16 protein-coding genes and 1 tRNA gene are annotated in these 16312 nt (G+C 66.7%); 16 read left to right on the top strand and 1 reads right to left on the bottom strand.

Annotated features, from left to right (window positions below):
• Positions 1-134: 134 nt before the first annotated feature.
• Positions 135-950 carry an ABC transporter ATP-binding protein gene (locus MPARV_RS0116820; protein WP_020379087.1) on the bottom strand — a complete coding sequence of 272 codons (816 nt, stop codon included), beginning with the start codon at positions 948-950 and terminating at the stop codon, positions 135-137.
• A 120-nt stretch (positions 951-1070) separates the two neighbouring features.
• Here MPARV_RS0116820 and npdG point away from each other — a divergent pair, with 120 nt between their 5' ends.
• The 16 genes from npdG to MPARV_RS0116905 all read left to right on the top strand — a co-directional run.
• Positions 1071-1805, top strand: coding sequence for an NADPH-dependent F420 reductase (gene npdG / locus MPARV_RS0116825; RefSeq protein WP_020379088.1), 735 nt, complete (start codon positions 1071-1073; stop codon positions 1803-1805).
• Between the two features lie 12 nt (positions 1806-1817).
• The gene (gene cysS / locus MPARV_RS0116830; RefSeq protein WP_012229417.1) at positions 1818-2936 is read left to right on the top strand and encodes a cysteine--tRNA ligase; all 1119 of its coding nucleotides are present in this window, start codon (positions 1818-1820) and stop codon (positions 2934-2936) included.
• A gap of 200 nt (positions 2937-3136) precedes the next feature.
• Complete coding sequence (locus tag MPARV_RS21615) at positions 3137-4180, top strand: lysophospholipid acyltransferase family protein (RefSeq protein ID WP_081582396.1); 1044 nt, start codon at positions 3137-3139, stop codon at positions 4178-4180.
• A 122-nt stretch (positions 4181-4302) separates the two neighbouring features.
• Positions 4303-6354: a threonine--tRNA ligase gene (gene thrS / locus MPARV_RS0116840; RefSeq protein ID WP_012229421.1), complete on the top strand. Its 2052-nt coding sequence runs from the start codon at positions 4303-4305 to the stop codon at positions 6352-6354.
• Positions 6351-6881, top strand: a complete 531-nt coding sequence (locus MPARV_RS0116845; protein ID WP_012229422.1) for an HIT family protein — start codon at positions 6351-6353, stop codon at positions 6879-6881. Before thrS ends, MPARV_RS0116845 begins: the two co-directional genes overlap by 4 nt.
• A gap of 4 nt (positions 6882-6885) precedes the next feature.
• Positions 6886-7413, top strand: a complete 528-nt coding sequence (locus tag MPARV_RS0116850) for a hypothetical protein (protein ID WP_020379090.1) — start codon at positions 6886-6888, stop codon at positions 7411-7413.
• A gap of 65 nt (positions 7414-7478) precedes the next feature.
• Positions 7479-8171, top strand: a complete 693-nt coding sequence (locus tag MPARV_RS0116855; protein ID WP_012229426.1) for a CDP-alcohol phosphatidyltransferase family protein — start codon at positions 7479-7481, stop codon at positions 8169-8171.
• Between the two features lie 44 nt (positions 8172-8215).
• Positions 8216-9169 (top strand): phosphatidylinositol mannoside acyltransferase, encoded by a 954-nt coding sequence (locus MPARV_RS0116860; protein WP_020379091.1) that lies wholly within the window; start codon positions 8216-8218, stop codon positions 9167-9169.
• Positions 9170-9179: 10 nt separating this feature from the next.
• Positions 9180-10274 carry a glycosyltransferase family 4 protein gene (locus tag MPARV_RS0116865; RefSeq protein WP_020379092.1) on the top strand — a complete coding sequence of 365 codons (1095 nt, stop codon included), beginning with the start codon at positions 9180-9182 and terminating at the stop codon, positions 10272-10274.
• Positions 10275-10363: 89 nt separating this feature from the next.
• Positions 10364-11512, top strand: a complete 1149-nt coding sequence (gene trpB, locus MPARV_RS0116870) for a tryptophan synthase subunit beta (protein ID WP_020379093.1) — start codon at positions 10364-10366, stop codon at positions 11510-11512.
• Positions 11509-12327 (top strand): tryptophan synthase subunit alpha, encoded by an 819-nt coding sequence (gene trpA, locus MPARV_RS0116875; RefSeq protein ID WP_012229431.1) that lies wholly within the window; start codon positions 11509-11511, stop codon positions 12325-12327. Before trpB ends, trpA begins: the two co-directional genes overlap by 4 nt.
• Before the next feature lie 291 nt (positions 12328-12618).
• A complete protein-coding gene (locus MPARV_RS0116880; RefSeq protein WP_012229432.1) occupies positions 12619-12909 on the top strand; it encodes an HU family DNA-binding protein in 291 nt (96 codons plus the stop codon).
• A 331-nt stretch (positions 12910-13240) separates the two neighbouring features.
• A tRNA-Leu gene (locus tag MPARV_RS0116890) sits at positions 13241-13323 on the top strand.
• A 276-nt stretch (positions 13324-13599) separates the two neighbouring features.
• Positions 13600-14796 (top strand): site-specific integrase, encoded by a 1197-nt coding sequence (locus MPARV_RS0116895; RefSeq protein ID WP_020379095.1) that lies wholly within the window; start codon positions 13600-13602, stop codon positions 14794-14796.
• Positions 14793-15719: a tyrosine-type recombinase/integrase gene (locus MPARV_RS0116900; RefSeq protein WP_012228708.1), complete on the top strand. Its 927-nt coding sequence runs from the start codon at positions 14793-14795 to the stop codon at positions 15717-15719. Before MPARV_RS0116895 ends, MPARV_RS0116900 begins: the two co-directional genes overlap by 4 nt.
• The coding region (locus tag MPARV_RS0116905) for a tyrosine-type recombinase/integrase (protein ID WP_020379096.1) at positions 15716-16312 on the top strand (597 nt) is incomplete at its 3' end. The genes MPARV_RS0116900 and MPARV_RS0116905, both read left to right, overlap by 4 nt.

Raw genomic sequence — 16312 nt, forward strand, 5'->3', positions numbered from 1 at the left:
TATGGGTCTCTTCGCCACGGGCGGTCGCTCGCTTGATCAGGGCCCACAGACGCGAGTTCACGTTCTCTCCGTCGACGATCAGAGGCCCTGCGTCGATGATGGTATGGCAACTCAACCCGATCGATATGGTTCGACTACGTGGCCGCCCATGCGGTGAAACGCCCGTCGCGACGCTCGAGGTGAAGCGTCAGACCAAAGGTGTCGCTGAGCGACTCGGAGGTGAGCACCTCGTCGATCGGGCCCGCGGCGCTCACCCTTCCGTCGCGGATCAACAGCACGTGGGTGAAGCTCGGGGGGATCTCCTCGGGGTGATGGGTGATCAACACCTGCGCCGGACCGGTCGGATCGGCACCAAGTGCGTCGAGCCGTCCCAGCAGGTCTTCGCGACCGCCCAGGTCGAGGCCGGCTGACGGCTCGTCGAGGACGATCAGGGGAGCGTCGGCCATCAGGGCTCGGGCCAGCAGCACCCGCTGACGCTCGCCCGAGCTGAGCGATCCGAAGGTCCGCTCGCCGAAGCCGGCCATGGCCATCTCGGCCAGCGATGCCGCAGCCCTGGCGTGATCGTCGGCGGTGTAGTGATGCCACCAGGTCTCCAGCGCCCCGTGGCGGGCCGAGACGACGACGTCGTGAGCCGTGACCCCCGGACGGATCTTGTCGGCGAACGCCACGCTGACGAACCCCACCTCCGTTCGCACCGAGCGCACGTCGGCGCGTCCGAGGGTGTGTCCAAGCAAGGTGAGTTTCCCGGCCGATGGCCGGTCCCACCAGGTGGCCACCCGCACCAGCGTGGTCTTGCCCGACCCGTTGGCTCCCAAAACCACCCACCGCTCACCGGGCGACACCACCCAGGTGACGTCGTTCAGCAGGTGGCGCTCGCCCCGCCAGACCGACAGGTCTCGCACCGAGAGCACCGGCTCAGCGTTGGCTGGGTTGATCCGTGTGTGCAACATGCACCACCTCCTTGAAGTCGGCGGCGACGGACCCGCCCGGACGACCGACGCTCTCACACCCCGGGTGGGGCCGCGCGCGGAATCCGAGTTGTCCGCCGCATCCCACTACCATCGCCGCCCATGAAGATCGGTGTACTTGGAGCAACAGGACCGGCCGGAAGCGGCCTCGCAGCTCGACTGTCGTCGGTGGGATACGAGGTCTGGATCGGATCCAGGTCCAAGTACCGCGCCATGGAGGTCGTCGACGGCATCAAGGACAGGTGGCCCGACAAGGTCCTCAACCTCCACGCCGGTGACAACGAGGACGCCGCCAGGGCCGACGTGGTGGTCGTGGCCACCCCGTGGGACGCTGCGGCCGCCACGGTGATGCCCTTGGCCGACCTGCTGGCGGGCAAGGTGGTCATCTCCATGGCGAACGCTCTGGCAAAGGTGGCCCACGAGTTCCAGCCGCTGGTGCCGCCCCGTGGTTCGGTGGCTGCGTCGATCCAGGCGGCCATCCCCAAGTCGCTGGTGTCTGCGGCCATGCACCACGTACCGGCGAAGGAGTTGGGTGACCTGGCCAATCCGGTGGAGAGCGACGTGTTGGTGTGCTCGGACCATGACGGGGCCACCAACACCACGTTGGACATCGTCAACGCCATTCCCGACCTGCGCGGCCTTGATGCCGGCGAGTTGTCCAACGCCGCGCCCATCGAGGCCTTCGCAGCGGTCCTGTTGCAGCTCAACGTGAAGTACCGCACCAGGGCCGCGGTCCGGTTCACCGGCATCAATCCGGAGGATCGCCGCACCAAGGCATCGCCCGGCGCCAAGGCGAAGGCGCCCGCCAAAACTGCGGCGAAAACTGCAAAGGGCTGAAGCGGGGCGGTCGTGCGTCTCTTCGACACCAAGCGGCGGGAGATCGTGCCGTTCGAACCCGGTCCCGTGGTCACGATGTACACGTGCGGCATCACGCCCTACGACTCCACCCACCTCGGCCACGCGGCCACCTATCTCACCTACGACGTGTTGCAGCGCCGCCTGCGGGACCTCGGCCACGAGACCCGCTGCGTGCGCAACATCACCGACGTGGACGACTCGATCCTGCCCAAGGCGCGCGAGTTGGGTGTGCACTACCTCGACCTCGCCGCCGCCGAGATGGCCCGGTTCGACGCGGACATGGAGGCGCTCGGCATGTTGCCCGCCTACTCCGAGCCCCGGGCAACCTCCGCCATCCCTGACATCCGCGGCTTCATCGGCATGGTGATCGACTCGGGCCATGCCTACGAGTCGGGTGGCTCGGTGTACTTCGAGGTGGCGACGCTTCGGTCGTTCGGATCGCTGTCCGGCTTGTCGCGGGAGGACATGCTGGCGCTGGCCGCCGAGCGGGGTGGAAACCCGGACGATCCCAACAAGCGGGACCCGCTGGACTTCGTCTTGTGGCAGCCCTCCGCCGACGACGAACCGTCGTGGGAGTCGATGTGGGGGCCGGGCCGACCGGGCTGGCACATCGAGTGCTCCACCCTGTGCCTGCGCGAACTTGGCACCACCATCGACCTTCATGGCGGCGGGTCCGACCTGATCTTCCCGCATCACGAGTGCGAGGCGGCCCAATCGGAGGCCGCCACCGGTCAGCCGCTGGTGCGCCACTGGATGCATCAGGCAATGGTGCATATGGACGGCGAGAAGATGTCGAAGTCGCTTGGCAACCTGGCCTTCGTCAGCGAGCTCTCCCAGCAGTTCCATCCCATGGCCATCCGCCTGGGGGTGCTGGGCAACCACTACCGCACCGAGTGGGAGTTCGGCGACGACCTGATGCCCGACGCTCAGCAGCGTTGGCTGCGCTGGCAGCAGGCGGGGGACGGCGACGGTGGTCTCAACGAGGTCCGCGTCGCACTCGACGACGATCTCGATACCCCCTCCGCCATCGCCGCAATCGATGCTGCGGTCGCACGGGGTGAGGGCGTTTCCGAGGCGGCGCTGCTGCTTGGAGTGGACCTCCAGCGCTGAGCCCACTCCCGCGTGACGCTCGTTCATTGTTTCGGTGCGATGAAATCTCTCAGACTTTCGTGAGAAATCGCCCCGCTTGCGTATCAATCCCGGCGGCGATGCGCCAGAATGGCTCCGTTACCAAATCGTCATGTTTGGGTACCTCGCACGAGGAGCCTCATGAAGCGCTCCGCAGGTAATCGACCGCAAGGGGAGAACGAATGCCATTTGGGATGGGCCCACTGGAAATTGGACAGCTGCAAAGGCCCATCAAGGCCGTGCTGAGGCCGGCGTTCAACTTCGCCTGGAGGGTCACCATCGAGGGTGCTGAGAACGTCCCCCTCAGCGGTGGCGCCATCATTGCGCCCAACCACCTGTCGGTGCTCGATTCGTTCTTCGTGCCGTGCAGCCTGCCCCGTCGCATCACCTATGTGGGCAAGGCCGAGTATCTCGACGACTGGAAAACCAAGACGCTGTTTCCTGCCATGGGCATGATCCCGATCGACCGGCGTGGCGGCGAGCACGCTCAGGCCGCACTCGACGCCGCCGCCGACGTTCTACGGCGGGGCGAGCTGTTTGGCATCTACCCGGAGGGCACCCGCAGCCGGTCCGGCGACCTCCACAAGGGCCACACCGGCATGGCGCGCCTGGCGATGGAGACCAACTCGCCGATCGTGCCGGTGGGGCTGCTCGGCACCTTGGCGGTGCAGCCACCCGATGCCAAGTTCCCCAGGCCGTTCCGCGATGTGCTCATCCGCTTCGGTGAGCCGATCTCACCTGATCGCTACAGCGATCGGCTGGGTGACCGTTTGGCGCTGCGCCAACTGACCGACGAGGTCATGTGGGAGATCCGTCGGCTGACAGGCCAGAGCTACGACGACACCTACGCCACGAAGGCCGCCAAGCCGGAGGCCTCTCGAGAGCCGGCCGCTGCGGCCGCCTCCTCGGCCACCGTGCTGCCTGGTGTCGGTGGCGAGGTCAGGGGTGGGCGCCACCTGCGTCCCGCCGCCACCTCGTCCAACTCGACCGCCTCATCGGTGGCCACCCGGCCGTCCTCCAGTTCGGTCCTGGCAGCCCGCCCGCTGACGCCCGGCATCGGGGTCGGCGCAGCTTCGTCGGTCACCACCAACCGCGCGGTCGACGATTCGGCCGCCGAGCCGTTGCCTTCGGACGAGGTAGCCGATGCCACGACCAACTCGGGCGGGTTGTTGGAACGAGCGTCCTCCTCCACGGTGCTCAAGCCCCGCCCACTGGTCACCGCCTAGCCCCAACGGCAGGGTCACCCCCCACCGAGGTGGGGAGCCCGACGGTGCGCCCCGGCGTGCTTCGGGCTCCCCGCTTCGGCTGTTCCGGCCGGGTCAGCCCAGGGGAGTAACCTGCGTCGCCTATGTCAGCGATCCTGGTCACGCTTCCCGACGGTTCACAACGAGAACTGGACGAGGGGGCCACTGGGGCCGACCTGGCCGCCGACATCGGGCCCGGCCTGGCCAAGGCGGTGCTGATCGCCGAGGTGAACGGCGAGCCCAAAGACCTTGGCGCACCGTTGCCCGACGGAGCGCAGGTGAGGTTCCTCACCAAACGCGACCCCGAGGTGCTCGAGCACCTGCGCCACTCCACCGCTCACGTGTTGGCACAGGCGGTGCTCGACCTCTGGCCCGGCGCCACGTTCGCCGGTGGTCCGCCCATCGAGGACGGCTTCTACTACGACTTCGAGCTGCCCGGGGGCGGCACCTTCTCCGAGGACGACCTCGTCCGCATCGAAAAGCGGATGAATCAGATCATCAAGTCCAATCAGCGATTCGAACGGTACGAGTTGCCGTTGGACGATGCCATGGCCGAGATGGCCGATCACCCGTACAAGCAGGCCTTCATGTCGGCCGCCTCAGCGGGCGACGACTCCGATGGTGATGCGGCGGCAGGCGAGGCGATCAGCTTTTACCGCAACGGTGACGGGTTCATCGACATGTGTCGCGGCCCCCACGTGCCCTCCACCGGCAAGCTCGGCTGGTTCAAGCTGATGCGGGTGGCGGGCGCCTACTTCCGCGGCTCTGAGGCCAACCCGATGCTGCAGCGCATCTATGGCACCGCGTGGACCTCCAAGGACGACCTCGGCGCCCACCTCGAACGCCTCGAGCAGGCGGCCGCCCGCGACCACCGCCGACTGGGCGCGGAGCTCGACCTGTTCAGCTTTCCCGACGAGATCGGCTCGGGTCTGGCGGTGTTCCATCCCAAGGGTGGCATCGTGCGCATGCTGATGGAGGACTACTCCCGCAAGCGCCACGCCGAGGCGGGCTACGAGTTCGTCAACTCGCCCCACATCACCAAAGAGAACCTGTTCCAAACCTCGGGCCACCTCGACTGGTTCGCCGACGGCATGTTCCCGCCGATGCAGTTGGACCTGGACGGCGACGGCAACGCCACCAACTACTACCTGAAGCCGATGAACTGCCCGTTCCACATCCTGATCTTTCGCTCACGGATGCGCAGCTACCGGGAGCTGCCGTTGCGCATGTTCGAGTTCGGCACGGTGTACCGCTACGAGAAGTCGGGCGTGCTGCACGGGCTCACCCGGGTGCGCGGCCTCACCATGGACGACGCCCACATCTTCACCACCAAGGAGAACATGGCCGCCGAGTTGGCGTCACTGCTCGACTTCGTGCTGTCGCTGCTGCGTGACTACGGCCTGGACGACTTCTACCTGGAGCTGTCGACCCGACCGGAGGAGAAGGCGGTGGGCACCGACGAGGAGTGGGACGAGGCCACCGAGGCGCTCCGTGAGGTGGCGGAGGGACAGGGCCTCGACCTGGTGATGGATCCCGGCGGCGGCGCCTTCTACGGCCCCAAGATCTCCGTACAGGCCCGGGATGCCATCGGGCGAACCTGGCAGATGTCCACCATCCAGGTGGACTTCCAACTTCCGCAGCGCTTCGAGTTGGAGTACGTGGGTTCCGATGGCGAACGCCACCGGCCCATCATGATCCACCGGGCCCTGTTCGGGTCGGTGGAGCGCTTCTTCGGTGTGCTGGTGGAGCACTACGCCGGGGCGTTCCCCACCTGGTTGGCGCCGGTACAGGTGGCGATCCTGCCAGTGGCCGACTCCCACGACGACTATGCCCACGCCCTGGCCGCACGGCTGAAGGCCGCCGGGTATCGATCCGAGGTCGTCGAGGCCAACGACACCCTTGGCAAGCGCATCCGCAACGCCAAGGGCCAGAAGCTGCCCTACGTGCTCGTCGTCGGCGACGACGACATCGCCCACGACACCGTGGGCGTCAACCCTCGCGGCGGTTCGGTGGAGCGCGACGTCGGCGTCGCCGAGTTCATTGGTCGCCTGAGCGCAGAGGTGGAATCCAAGGGTGTCCCCGAAGCCCCGGGTGTGGCCCACCAGGTGATCGACGACGCGTCCAGCACGGCCGCGTCACCACCGGACCCGTTGTGACGCTCGAGCACCTGTGGAGCACGTGGCGATCCGACTACGTGGGCACACTCGGCGACGCGGCCCCGACGCACGACCTCACGTTGTTCGAGCGGATCCTGGCCGCCCCCGGAACCGATCGCGACAAGTTTGTGGTGGCACGCGGCGGCCACTGCTTCGTCCTGCTCAACCTGTTCCCCTACACCGCCGGCCACGCCATGGTGCTGCCCAACCGCGGTGTCCCGGGCCTGAGCGACCTGAACGACGATGAGTTTGCCGAGTTGTGGTCGCTCGTTCGTGACCTCACGGCGGCCTGCACCGACGGTCTGGGCTGCGACGCCGTCAACGTGGGTGTCAACCTGGGCGAGGCGGCCGGGGGTTCCCAGAGTGATCACCTGCACGTGCATGTGGTTCCCCGTTGGGCCGGAGACGCCAACTTCATGACCGCAACCGCCGACACCCGCACCTTGCCGGTGGCGCTGCCCGAGGCCTGGGACCGGCTGCGCGCCGGCTGGCCAGGCGGCGCCCCCGCCGCATGGATGGAAGGATGACCCTGTGAGTGACGACTCAACCAGCGAGGACCACACCGAGGAGGGCACCGTCGACGAGCACGTCGACGAGTTACCCGAGGATCTCGACTTCACCGCCGCCGGCCCCATCACCTTCCCCAACAACAACCGTCGCCGCATTCCTGCGCTGATCTACCTGGTGCTGGGTGCCGGAGCGATCGCGGTGTCGATTGCGTTCGAGGGCGACGCCACCGTCAATACCGGCCTGGCGGTCGCCGGCGCGCTGCTGGCGGTGTTCGGCATCTACGGACTGTTCGCCGGGCGCACGCTGAACGTCGACGATCAGGAGGCCTTCGCCACTGCGGGCGCCATCGTGGGCTTCCCGGTGGGTCACTCGTCGGCGCAGCAGGTGTGGCGGGGCTGGCTGTCCACCCCGACGTGGCGCATTCTCATCTACTCCGCCGAGAACCCCCCGAAAAACCGCGGCATCGTGCTGGTGGACGGCATCAGCGGCGACATCGTCGAGTGGTTCGCCGAGGAAAACCCGGACCAGTGGGACTCCGATCAGGCGTAAACCTTCACATGACACGACGGCGGTCGCTATGCTTGCAAAAGTAAGCACCCCGAGGGGAGAAACCCATGTTCGACGGAAACTTCCGTCCCCAGGTCGAGGCCAAGCTCAAGCCTGTTGGCCATCAGATCAAGCGCACCGGCATCACCGCCGACCACCTGACCATCGCCGGCCTGGTCATGGCGGTCGCTGCGGCGGTCGTCATCAGCCTCGGCTGGTGGCATTTGGGGCTTCTGCTCGTCGTCCTCACCGGGGTGCCGGACCTGCTCGACGGCGCCGTCGCCAAAGCCTCGGGCACCGCCGGCCCCAGAGGTGCCTTCTTCGATTCGGTGGTCGACCGTGTCACCGACGCGCTGCTCTTTGGCGCCGTCGCAGTGAACTTCAGCCAGACCCGACCCAACTGGGTGTGGCTGCCGGTGGCGGTGCTGGCCAGCGCCTCCTGGGTGAGCTACATACGCGCCAAAGCCGAGTCGCTTGGCTTCGACGCCCGCGGCGGGCTGGTGGAGCGGGCCGAGCGCTTCGTGATCTTCCTGGTGGCGCTGCTGTTCCCCGTGCTGATGATCCCCGCGCTGCTCCTGATGGTGGTCCTCAACGTGGGTACCGCCGTTCAGCGCTTCGTCAAAGTATGGAAGCAGGCCTCCGCCGAGCGCCCCCCCACCTCCCGTCAGCGTCGCCGCCCCCGGCGCAGCGAGGCCACCATGGCCGAGCGTTGGCAGATCCGTCGGGACGCACGCGACCGCCGTCTGGCATCGCGCCGCTGATCCAGAGCCACTTCGGTAGCCACATCAACGTGACGGTGCGCTGAATGGTGCTGGGCATCTCCGTCCTCGACCTGTTCAAGGTGGGCACCCGCGCCGCCGGCCTCCTGCCCCGGCCGGGGGCCAACCTCATCTCCCAGGGTCTCGGCACCGCGGTGGCCCCGATTTTGGCCGAGCGTCGCCTGCTGATTCAGCGCAACCTCGACCGGGCCACAGGCCACACCCTCACGCCGTTGCGACGCCAGGCCCTCACCACTGCGGCGTTCCGGTCGTACGGACGCTATTGGGAGGACCTGCTCCGACTGCCCAACATGTCGATCGACGAGTTGGCGGCCAATTTCGACAGTCGGGGACTGCATCATGTCGACGAGGCGCTCGCCACGGGCACCGGACCGATCCTGGCGCTGCCCCACGTTGGCAGGTGGGAGTGGGCGGCGGCGTGGCTCACCCGGGTGCACGGCGTGGAGGTGACCGCCGTGGTTGAAACGATCGAGCCGCCAGAGCTGTTCAGTTGGTTCCATGCCAAACGCCAGGCGCTGGGCATCAACGTGGTGCCGCTGGGGCCCGCTGCGGTGGGTGCCATCAGCCGTGCGGTGAAGCAGGGCCACGTCGTCTGTCTGCTGTCGGACCGCGACATCGGTGGCGGCGGCCCAGAGGTGGAGTTCTTCGGTGAGCGCACGCGCCTGCCCGCCGGCCCGGTCACCATGGCGCTGCGCACCGGCGCAGCACTGCTGCCCGCCGCCGTCTATGAGACCGCCGGCAACCGTGTGCTTGGCGTGGTGCGGCCACCGATGGATCTCACCCGCGAGGGTCGATTGCGTTCCGACATTGCGCGTCTCACCCAGCACCTGGCCTACGAACTGGAGGAGCTCATTTCGGCTCACCCCGAGCAGTGGCACCTTCAGTCCGCCAACTGGCCGAGCGACATCGTGGCACTCCGCGCCGCCGGGTACTCGCCCGACCCGCTGCCCGGATCCAAGCCGATAGGGCCGGACAACTAGCCTCTCGCCGATGCGCATCGGTCTCGTCTGCCCCTACAGCCTGAGCGTGCCCGGTGGCGTGCAGGGCCAGGTGCTGGGCCTGGCCAGGGCGCTGCGACGACGGGGCCACGAGGTACGCGTGTTGGCGCCGTGCGATGGGCCGCCGCCCGAGCCGGGCGTGACCCCGTTGGGTGCGTCCATTCCGTTCGCCACCAACGGTTCGGTGGCGCCGCTGGCCCCGGACCTGTCGGCACAGCTGCGCGTGATGCGCGCCGTGTGGGACGAGGACTTCGATGTGTTGCACCTGCACGAACCGTTGGTGCCCGGCATCACCAACACGGCACTGGTGGTGAAACCCTGCCCGATGGTCGGCACGTTCCACGCCTCGGGCGACTTCTCGGCCTACTCATCGTGGCTGCGGCCGCTGGGTTCCTGGGCCGTCCGGCGCCTGGACGTGCGCGTGGCCGTGTCGGACGACGCCCGCTCCACCGCAGGGGTGTGGTTCGACGACGACGACATGCTGGTGCTGTTCAACGCCGTGGACACCGAGGCGTTCGCCCGAGTCACCCCCCACGAGGCCGAGGGTCCCTCCATCTTCTTCGTGGGGCGTCATGAGACACGCAAGGGCCTTGCCGTCCTGCTGGAGGCCATGAAGCAGCTTCCCCAGGACGTCAGCCTGTGGGTGGCCGGCACCGGTCCGTTGACCGACGAGCTTCAGGCGTCCACGGTGGGCGACGATCGCATCGAGTGGCTTGGCCGCCTCAGCGACGCCGAGCGGGATGCGCGCATGGCCGGGGCCACCGTGTTCTGCGCACCTGCGATCGGTGGCGAGAGCTTCGGGGTCGTCCTGCTGGAGGCGATGGCGGCCGGTACGCCGGTGGTCGCCTCAAACATCCCCGGTTACACCAACGTGGGCACCCACGACCGCAACGCGCTCCTCGCCGAACCCGACGACCCCACCGCGCTGGCAAAGGCGCTCAACGCCGTGCTGGGCGACCAGGCGCTGGCGAAACGCCTGGTCGTGGCCGGCCATCGACGGGCCAACGCCTATTCCATGGAGCGCCTGGCCGCCTCCTACGAGCAGTTGTATCGGGACGCCATGGCTCGCACACCGGCCGCCGGTTAGGGAACACGCTTCGGGTGCAACGACAGCCCGGCGTAGGGTGACGCCCGACTTCGAGCGTTCCAGGAGCACGGGTGACCACTACAACTCACATGGGCGATCCGGGTTCCACCGGTCGCTTTGGGGAATTTGGCGGCAGATATGTGCCCGAGACGCTGGTGCCGGCCTGCCAGCAGCTGGAGGCGGCGTTCCGTGACGCCTGGGCCGACGAGGCGTTCCGGTCCGAGCTCAACGGCCTCCTCACCGACTACGCCGGTCGCCCCAGCCCGCTCACCGAGGCCCACCGCCTGTCCGAGGAGCTGGGTTGCCGGGTGTTACTCAAGCGGGAGGACCTCAACCACACCGGCTCGCACAAGATCAACAACGTGCTGGGCCAGGCGCTGCTGGCACGGCGTATGGGCAAGTCCAAGCTGGTGGCCGAGACCGGTGCCGGTCAGCACGGCGTCGCCACCGCCACGGCAGCGGCGCTCATGGGCATGGAGTGTGTGGTCTACATGGGGGAGGTGGACATGGCTCGCCAGGAGCTCAACGTGTTTCGCATGCGCCTGCTGGGCACGGAGGTGCGTCCCGCCCGCAGCGGCAGCCGCACCCTGAAGGACGCGGTCAACGAGGCGATGCGTTCGTGGGTGGCCACCGTCGAGTCCACCCACTACTGCCTGGGTTCGGTGATGGGCCCTCACCCGTATCCCTGGATGGTGCGTGAGTTTCACCGGGTGATCGGCGAGGAGGCGTATGCGCAGGTGCGAAAGCTCACCGGCGCCGACCCCGACGTGGTAACGGCCTGCGTCGGCGGCGGTTCAAACGCCGCCGGCATCTTCTCCGGGTTCGTCGACACCGATGCCGAGCTGGTTGGTGTGGAGCCCGCTGGTGGCGCCGCCATCGGCGGAGGGGCCGTCGGCGTGGTGCACGGCATGGCCTCGTATCTGAAGCAGGACGACGTCGGCCAGGTGGTCGAGGCCCAATCGATCTCGGCAGGTTTGGATTACCCGGGTGTCGGCCCCGAGCACAGCCATCTGGCCGCAGAGGGCCGGGCCCGTTACGTGCCGGTGACCGATGCGGAGGTCATCGAGGCGTTCCAGTTGCTCAGCCGCACCGAGGGGATCATCCCGGCGCTGGAGTCGGCCCATGCCCTCGCCTGGGTGTCCAAGGCCAGGTCCGAGCTGGCAGGCAAGACCGTGCTGGTCAATTTGTCGGGTAGGGGCGACAAGGACGTGGGCCAGATGATGGAGGTGCTCGGATGAACGCCCCGGACGCTTCAGCCCCAGAGCACCAGCACACGCCCGGACGGCTGGAGGCGGCGCTGCGGCGCCGCAGGGCCAACGGTGGCAAGGCACTCGTGCCGTACCTCACCGGCGGGCTGGGGGAGTGGGTGCCCACCGTCGAGGCCGTCGCCCAGGCCGGCGCCGATGCCATCGAGATCGGCGTGCCCTTCTCCGACCCGGTGATGGATGGCCCCACCATTCAGGCCGCCTCCGACCAGGCGCTCAGGGAAGGCGCGCTGCCCTACGAGGTGATCGAGGCCGCGGGCGCCGCCGACGTGGGCATTCCGCTCGCTGTCATGACCTATTACAACCTGGTGTTCCGCCCTGGTGTCACGAGGTTTGCGGGCGAGTTGGCCCGCGCCGGCATTGCCGGGGCCATCCTGCCCGACCTTCCCCTGGACGAGGCCGGCCCGTGGATTGCGGCCGCCGACGGGGCGGGTGTCGAGACTGTGCTGCTGGCTGCACCCACCACCCCCGATGAGCGTCTCCAGCGCATCGCCGACCGGTCCAGAGGCTTTCTCTACGCAGTCGGGCTGCTCGGAGTCACCGGGGAGCGGGCCAGCCTGGCCGACTCCGCCAAGGAGATCGCCCGGAGGGCCAAGGCCATCACCGACCTGCCTGTGCTGGTGGGCGTTGGGGTGTCCACACCACAGCAGGCGGTGGAGGTGTGCGAGGTGGCCGACGGTGTCGTGGTTGGTTCGGCCTTCGTTCGCACGGTGTTGGAGGGTGGATCGCCCGACCAGGTGGCCGAACAGGTCGCCACATTCCGCGATGCACTCGATCGAGGCGCCTGATGGCGACCGCTGGTCTCCGCATGTTTCAGCGGTCCCTTCCCTGCCCGCTGACGGCCTGATGCCCCGGATTCCTTGTGCCCGTAGGGCTCTCGCAACCCGGTGGGTTCCAGAACCCGCCCGAAACTGTTAGAGTTACACCGTTGTCATTCACCTTCGCGATTCAGTGGATTCCGGGCGGTTGCCCAGGTCCCGGGTTGCGAAACGTGGCGGGCGGCGCAATAGGGTCACATTGACCCCGAACCAAGTCGGTTCGTACACGATTCAAGCGGACGAACCGCTGAGGAGGCACCCATGAACAAGAGTGAACTGGTCTCGACCATCGCCCGTCGCACCGAGTTGTCCGAGAAGGACGTCAACGCAGTGCTCGGCGAGTTCATCACCGTCGTCGGCGAGGTGGTTGCGAAGGGCACCGACAAGCTGACCATCCCCGGCTTCATCTCCTTCGAGCAGACCGAGCGCAAGGCTCGCATGGGCCGCAACCCGCAGACCGGCGAGCAGATCCAGGTCCCGGCCACCAAGGCCGTGAAGATCTCAGCTGGTTCCAAGCTGAAGAAGGTTGCCAAGGGCGAGGTTCAGCCCTGATCGCCCGGGGCCGTTCAGGCCTCGAATGCGAGTGATTCAACCCGATGGGAGCGCTTCGGCGCTCCCATCGGCGCGTCCAAGGAGGTGTGGGTCAGTCGCCGAAGGGTGCGGTGTCCGGGTTGAAGTCGGCCAGGTTGCGCCGAAACATGATCTCTCTGGCCACAAATATGGTCAGCAGGGCCAACAACAACACCTTCAGTCCACGGCTCACGGGCCAGATGGTAGTCAATGGATGTGGCCATGCCGACGACCGTGGGTCGATGGTGCACGGCACAGCGGTTCTCGGTGGTGGCCGAGCGCTCCGTCGGGCTACCATCGGCGCTCCACCCAAGCCCGGGTGGCGGAATGGCAGACGCGGGGGATTCAAAATCCCTTGTCCGAAAGGGCGTGTGGGTTCAAGTCCCACCCCGGGCACTCAAGCAACGATCGGCTTGCCTGACGGCAGCCCGCCAGCCTACTCGAGTTGGCTGCCGTCGGGGCGGGTGGTGTGCCATTTGCCGTCCGGGGTTCGTTGGATCCGGAAGCCCTTTTGCTTCCAGCGGTTGTGTTTGCCACATTATGCCGAATCCGTGATTATGCCGAACAGTGGTGCGGATGTGTTGGTGAGCGCGGAGTTTGGGTTGTCGTGTTCGGCATAATCCTGGGGTTCTGATCGAGGCTTCCTGTCCGCTATTGGACAGGAGAGTGACGATGAGTGGTCCGTTGGATGTTCGGGTGTGTGGCCCGTTGGTCCCGTTTCGGGATGGTTTCGTTGAGGAGCTGGGCCGGAGTGGCTATACGCCGTTGTCGGCTGCGAATCAGGTGCGTTTGTTCGCGCATGTGAGCCGGTGGATGGCCTCTGGTGGTCTCGATGTTGAGGCGCTTTGCGAAGCTGAGGCTGAGTTGTTCCTGGCTGATCGGCGTGCTGAGGGCTACACGTCGTTTCATTCGTTGAGGGCGTTGGAGCCGCTGTTGGGGTTTCTGCGGTCGGTTGGTGCGATACCGGAGCGGGTTGTGGTTGGCCCGGTCGGCCCGGTTGAGGAACTGGTTGACGGATACCGGTGTTGGTTGGTTGAGGAACGGGCGCTGACGGTCAGCACGGTCGAACGGCGTGTGCGAACAGCTTGGTTGTTCCTGGGGTCGACCGGTGTCGACGTCGACGTTTTGGAAGCGGGTGATGTTCACCGGTTTGTGGGCCGTGAGTGTCCTGAGCGGAGTGTTGGCACAGCAAAGCTGTTGGTGTCCGATACCCGTTCGTTTCTGCGGTTTTTGTTCGCAGCTGGTTGGACGTCGGTTGATTTGTCGACGGCGGTTCCGGGGGTTGCGGGCTGGCGGGGCGCGGCGTTGCCCAAGGCGGTGGCATCCGAGATGGTTGCGGCGTTGTTGGCGGGGTGTGACCGGACCACTGTCGCCGGACGGCGTGACTACGCGGTTTTGGTGTTGTTGTCACGGCTGGGGTTGCGGGCTGGTGAGGTGGCCGGGTTGTGTTTGGAGGACATCGATTGGGACGCCGGGGAGATCACGGTGACCGGCAAAGGGGTCCGGGTTGAACGGCTCCCGCTCCCAGCAGATGTGGGGGAGGCCATTGTCGGCTATCTGGCTCACGGTCGACGCCCGACAACGGACCGGAACGTGTTTCTGAGGCTGCTGGCACCTCACGGACCAATGACAAGAGGTGCTGTGCAAGGGGTTGTGGGGCAAGCGTGTGAGCGGGCCGGGATCGAACGATTCGGCCCTCACCGGCTGCGACATAGTGCTGCGACCGACATGTTGGGGGCCGGTGCCGCACTCGCCGAGGTCGGCCAGGTTCTCCGTCACCGAAGCATGTCGACCACCGCGATCTACGCCAAATGCGACCTCGAGGCGTTGCGTTCGTTGGCGATGGTCTGGCCCGGAGGTGCCCGATGAGTGACCTCCATGGTGCTGTCGATGACTACCTCACGCTCCGACGTTCGTTGGGCCACAAACTCGAACGACATAACCGTCTTCTCCACGACTTCGTCGAGTTTCTCCACGGCCGCGAGACCACCACGATCACAACCACCCTGGCCGTCGAGTGGGCAACCATGCCCGCCGAAGCGCAGCCCGACTGGTGGGCGACCCGGCTCGGGGTGGTCCGCGTGTTCGCGAAACATCATCAGGCGACCGACCCGGCCACCGAGGTTCCTCCCGCCGATGTGTTCCCGGCGCACTCCCGGCGGGCCGAGCCGTTCATCTACACCGACACCCAGATCCGTGCGCTGCTCGCCGCGGCCGACAAGATCCACACACCGTTGAAAGCCGCAACGTATGGGACGTTGATCGGCCTGTTGGCGGTGACCGGGATGCGGGTCGGTGAGGCGATCCGCCTTGACCGCACCGATTTCGATCCGGACTCGGGGGTGCTCACGATCCGTGACACCAAGTTCGGGAAGACCCGCCGGATTCCGTTGCATCCAAGCACCACCGACGCGCTCGTCGCCTACAGCCAGCTTCGGGACACCACCCTGAGCACCAAGCGGTGTGAGGCGTTGTTCGTCTCGACGGTCGGGACCCGGCTCTTCTATGAGAACGTTCACCCCAACTTTCAGCGTCTCACCAGGGACGCCGGGATCACCGCACGGTCGGAACGTTGCCGGCCCCGCATCCACTGTCTCCGCCACACGTTCGCTGTGGTGACCCTGACCGGCTGGTATCGAGATGGCCTCAACATCGATTCGCGTGTCCACCTGTTGTCGACCTACCTCGGCCACACCGAGCCGTCGTCGACCTACTGGTATTTGGAGGCCACACCCGAACTTCTCGGGTTCGCAGCAGACCGACTCGAAGCAGCCGCGGGGGTGCTCTCATGACCGCACTCGCTCCGACCCTTCAAGCGTTCTTCTGTGACCGGCTCATCAAACAACGAGCCGCCAGCCCGAACACCATCGCCGCCTACCGAGACACCTTCCGGCTCCTCATCGCCTACACCACCGACCACACCAACACCGACCCATCCGATCTTGATATCGGTCAGCTTGACGCCACCCTCATCGGAGGGTTTCTCCACCACCTCGAAACCGAAAGGCACAACAGCCCCTCCACCCGCAACACCCGCCTCGCCGCGATCAGATCGTTCTACAAATACGCGGCCCACCAGCACCCCGAACACGCCGAGACGATCCAACGCGTCCTCACAATCCCCCAGAAACGGACCGACCGGGCCACCGTCTCGTTCCTCACCCGACCCGAAACCGAAGCACTGCTCGCCGCCCCCGACACCGACACCTGGTGCGGGAGACGCGACCACACCATCCTCACCGTCATGACCCAAACCGGGCTCAGGGTCACAGAAACAACAGCGCTCACCATCGCCGATGTTCAACTCGATCGGCCCGGTGCTCACATCAACATCGCCCACGGCAAAGGACGCAAACAACGAGCAGTCCCGATCTCGACCGCTGTG

The sequence above is a fragment of the Candidatus Microthrix parvicella Bio17-1 genome (assembly GCF_000299415.1).
Taxonomy (GTDB): domain Bacteria; phylum Actinomycetota; class Acidimicrobiia; order Acidimicrobiales; family Microtrichaceae; genus Microthrix; species Microthrix parvicella.

Excerpts from the sequence above, each read along its gene's own strand:
- MPARV_RS0116820 (WP_020379087.1), bottom strand. The coding sequence starts at position 950 with ATGTTGCACACACGGATCAACCCAGCCAACGCTGAGCCGGTGCTCTCG.
- npdG (WP_020379088.1), top strand. The coding sequence starts at position 1,071 with ATGAAGATCGGTGTACTTGGAGCAACAGGACCGGCCGGAAGCGGCCTC.
- MPARV_RS21615 (WP_081582396.1), top strand. The coding sequence starts at position 3,137 with ATGCCATTTGGGATGGGCCCACTGGAAATTGGACAGCTGCAAAGGCCC.
- thrS (WP_012229421.1), top strand. The coding sequence starts at position 4,303 with ATGTCAGCGATCCTGGTCACGCTTCCCGACGGTTCACAACGAGAACTG.
- MPARV_RS0116855 (WP_012229426.1), top strand. The coding sequence starts at position 7,479 with ATGTTCGACGGAAACTTCCGTCCCCAGGTCGAGGCCAAGCTCAAGCCT.
- MPARV_RS0116860 (WP_020379091.1), top strand. The coding sequence starts at position 8,216 with ATGGTGCTGGGCATCTCCGTCCTCGACCTGTTCAAGGTGGGCACCCGC.
- MPARV_RS0116865 (WP_020379092.1), top strand. The coding sequence starts at position 9,180 with ATGCGCATCGGTCTCGTCTGCCCCTACAGCCTGAGCGTGCCCGGTGGC.
- trpB (WP_020379093.1), top strand. The coding sequence starts at position 10,364 with ATGGGCGATCCGGGTTCCACCGGTCGCTTTGGGGAATTTGGCGGCAGA.
- trpA (WP_012229431.1), top strand. The coding sequence starts at position 11,509 with ATGAACGCCCCGGACGCTTCAGCCCCAGAGCACCAGCACACGCCCGGA.
- MPARV_RS0116880 (WP_012229432.1), top strand. The coding sequence starts at position 12,619 with ATGAACAAGAGTGAACTGGTCTCGACCATCGCCCGTCGCACCGAGTTG.
- MPARV_RS0116895 (WP_020379095.1), top strand. The coding sequence starts at position 13,600 with ATGAGTGGTCCGTTGGATGTTCGGGTGTGTGGCCCGTTGGTCCCGTTT.
- MPARV_RS0116900 (WP_012228708.1), top strand. The coding sequence starts at position 14,793 with ATGAGTGACCTCCATGGTGCTGTCGATGACTACCTCACGCTCCGACGT.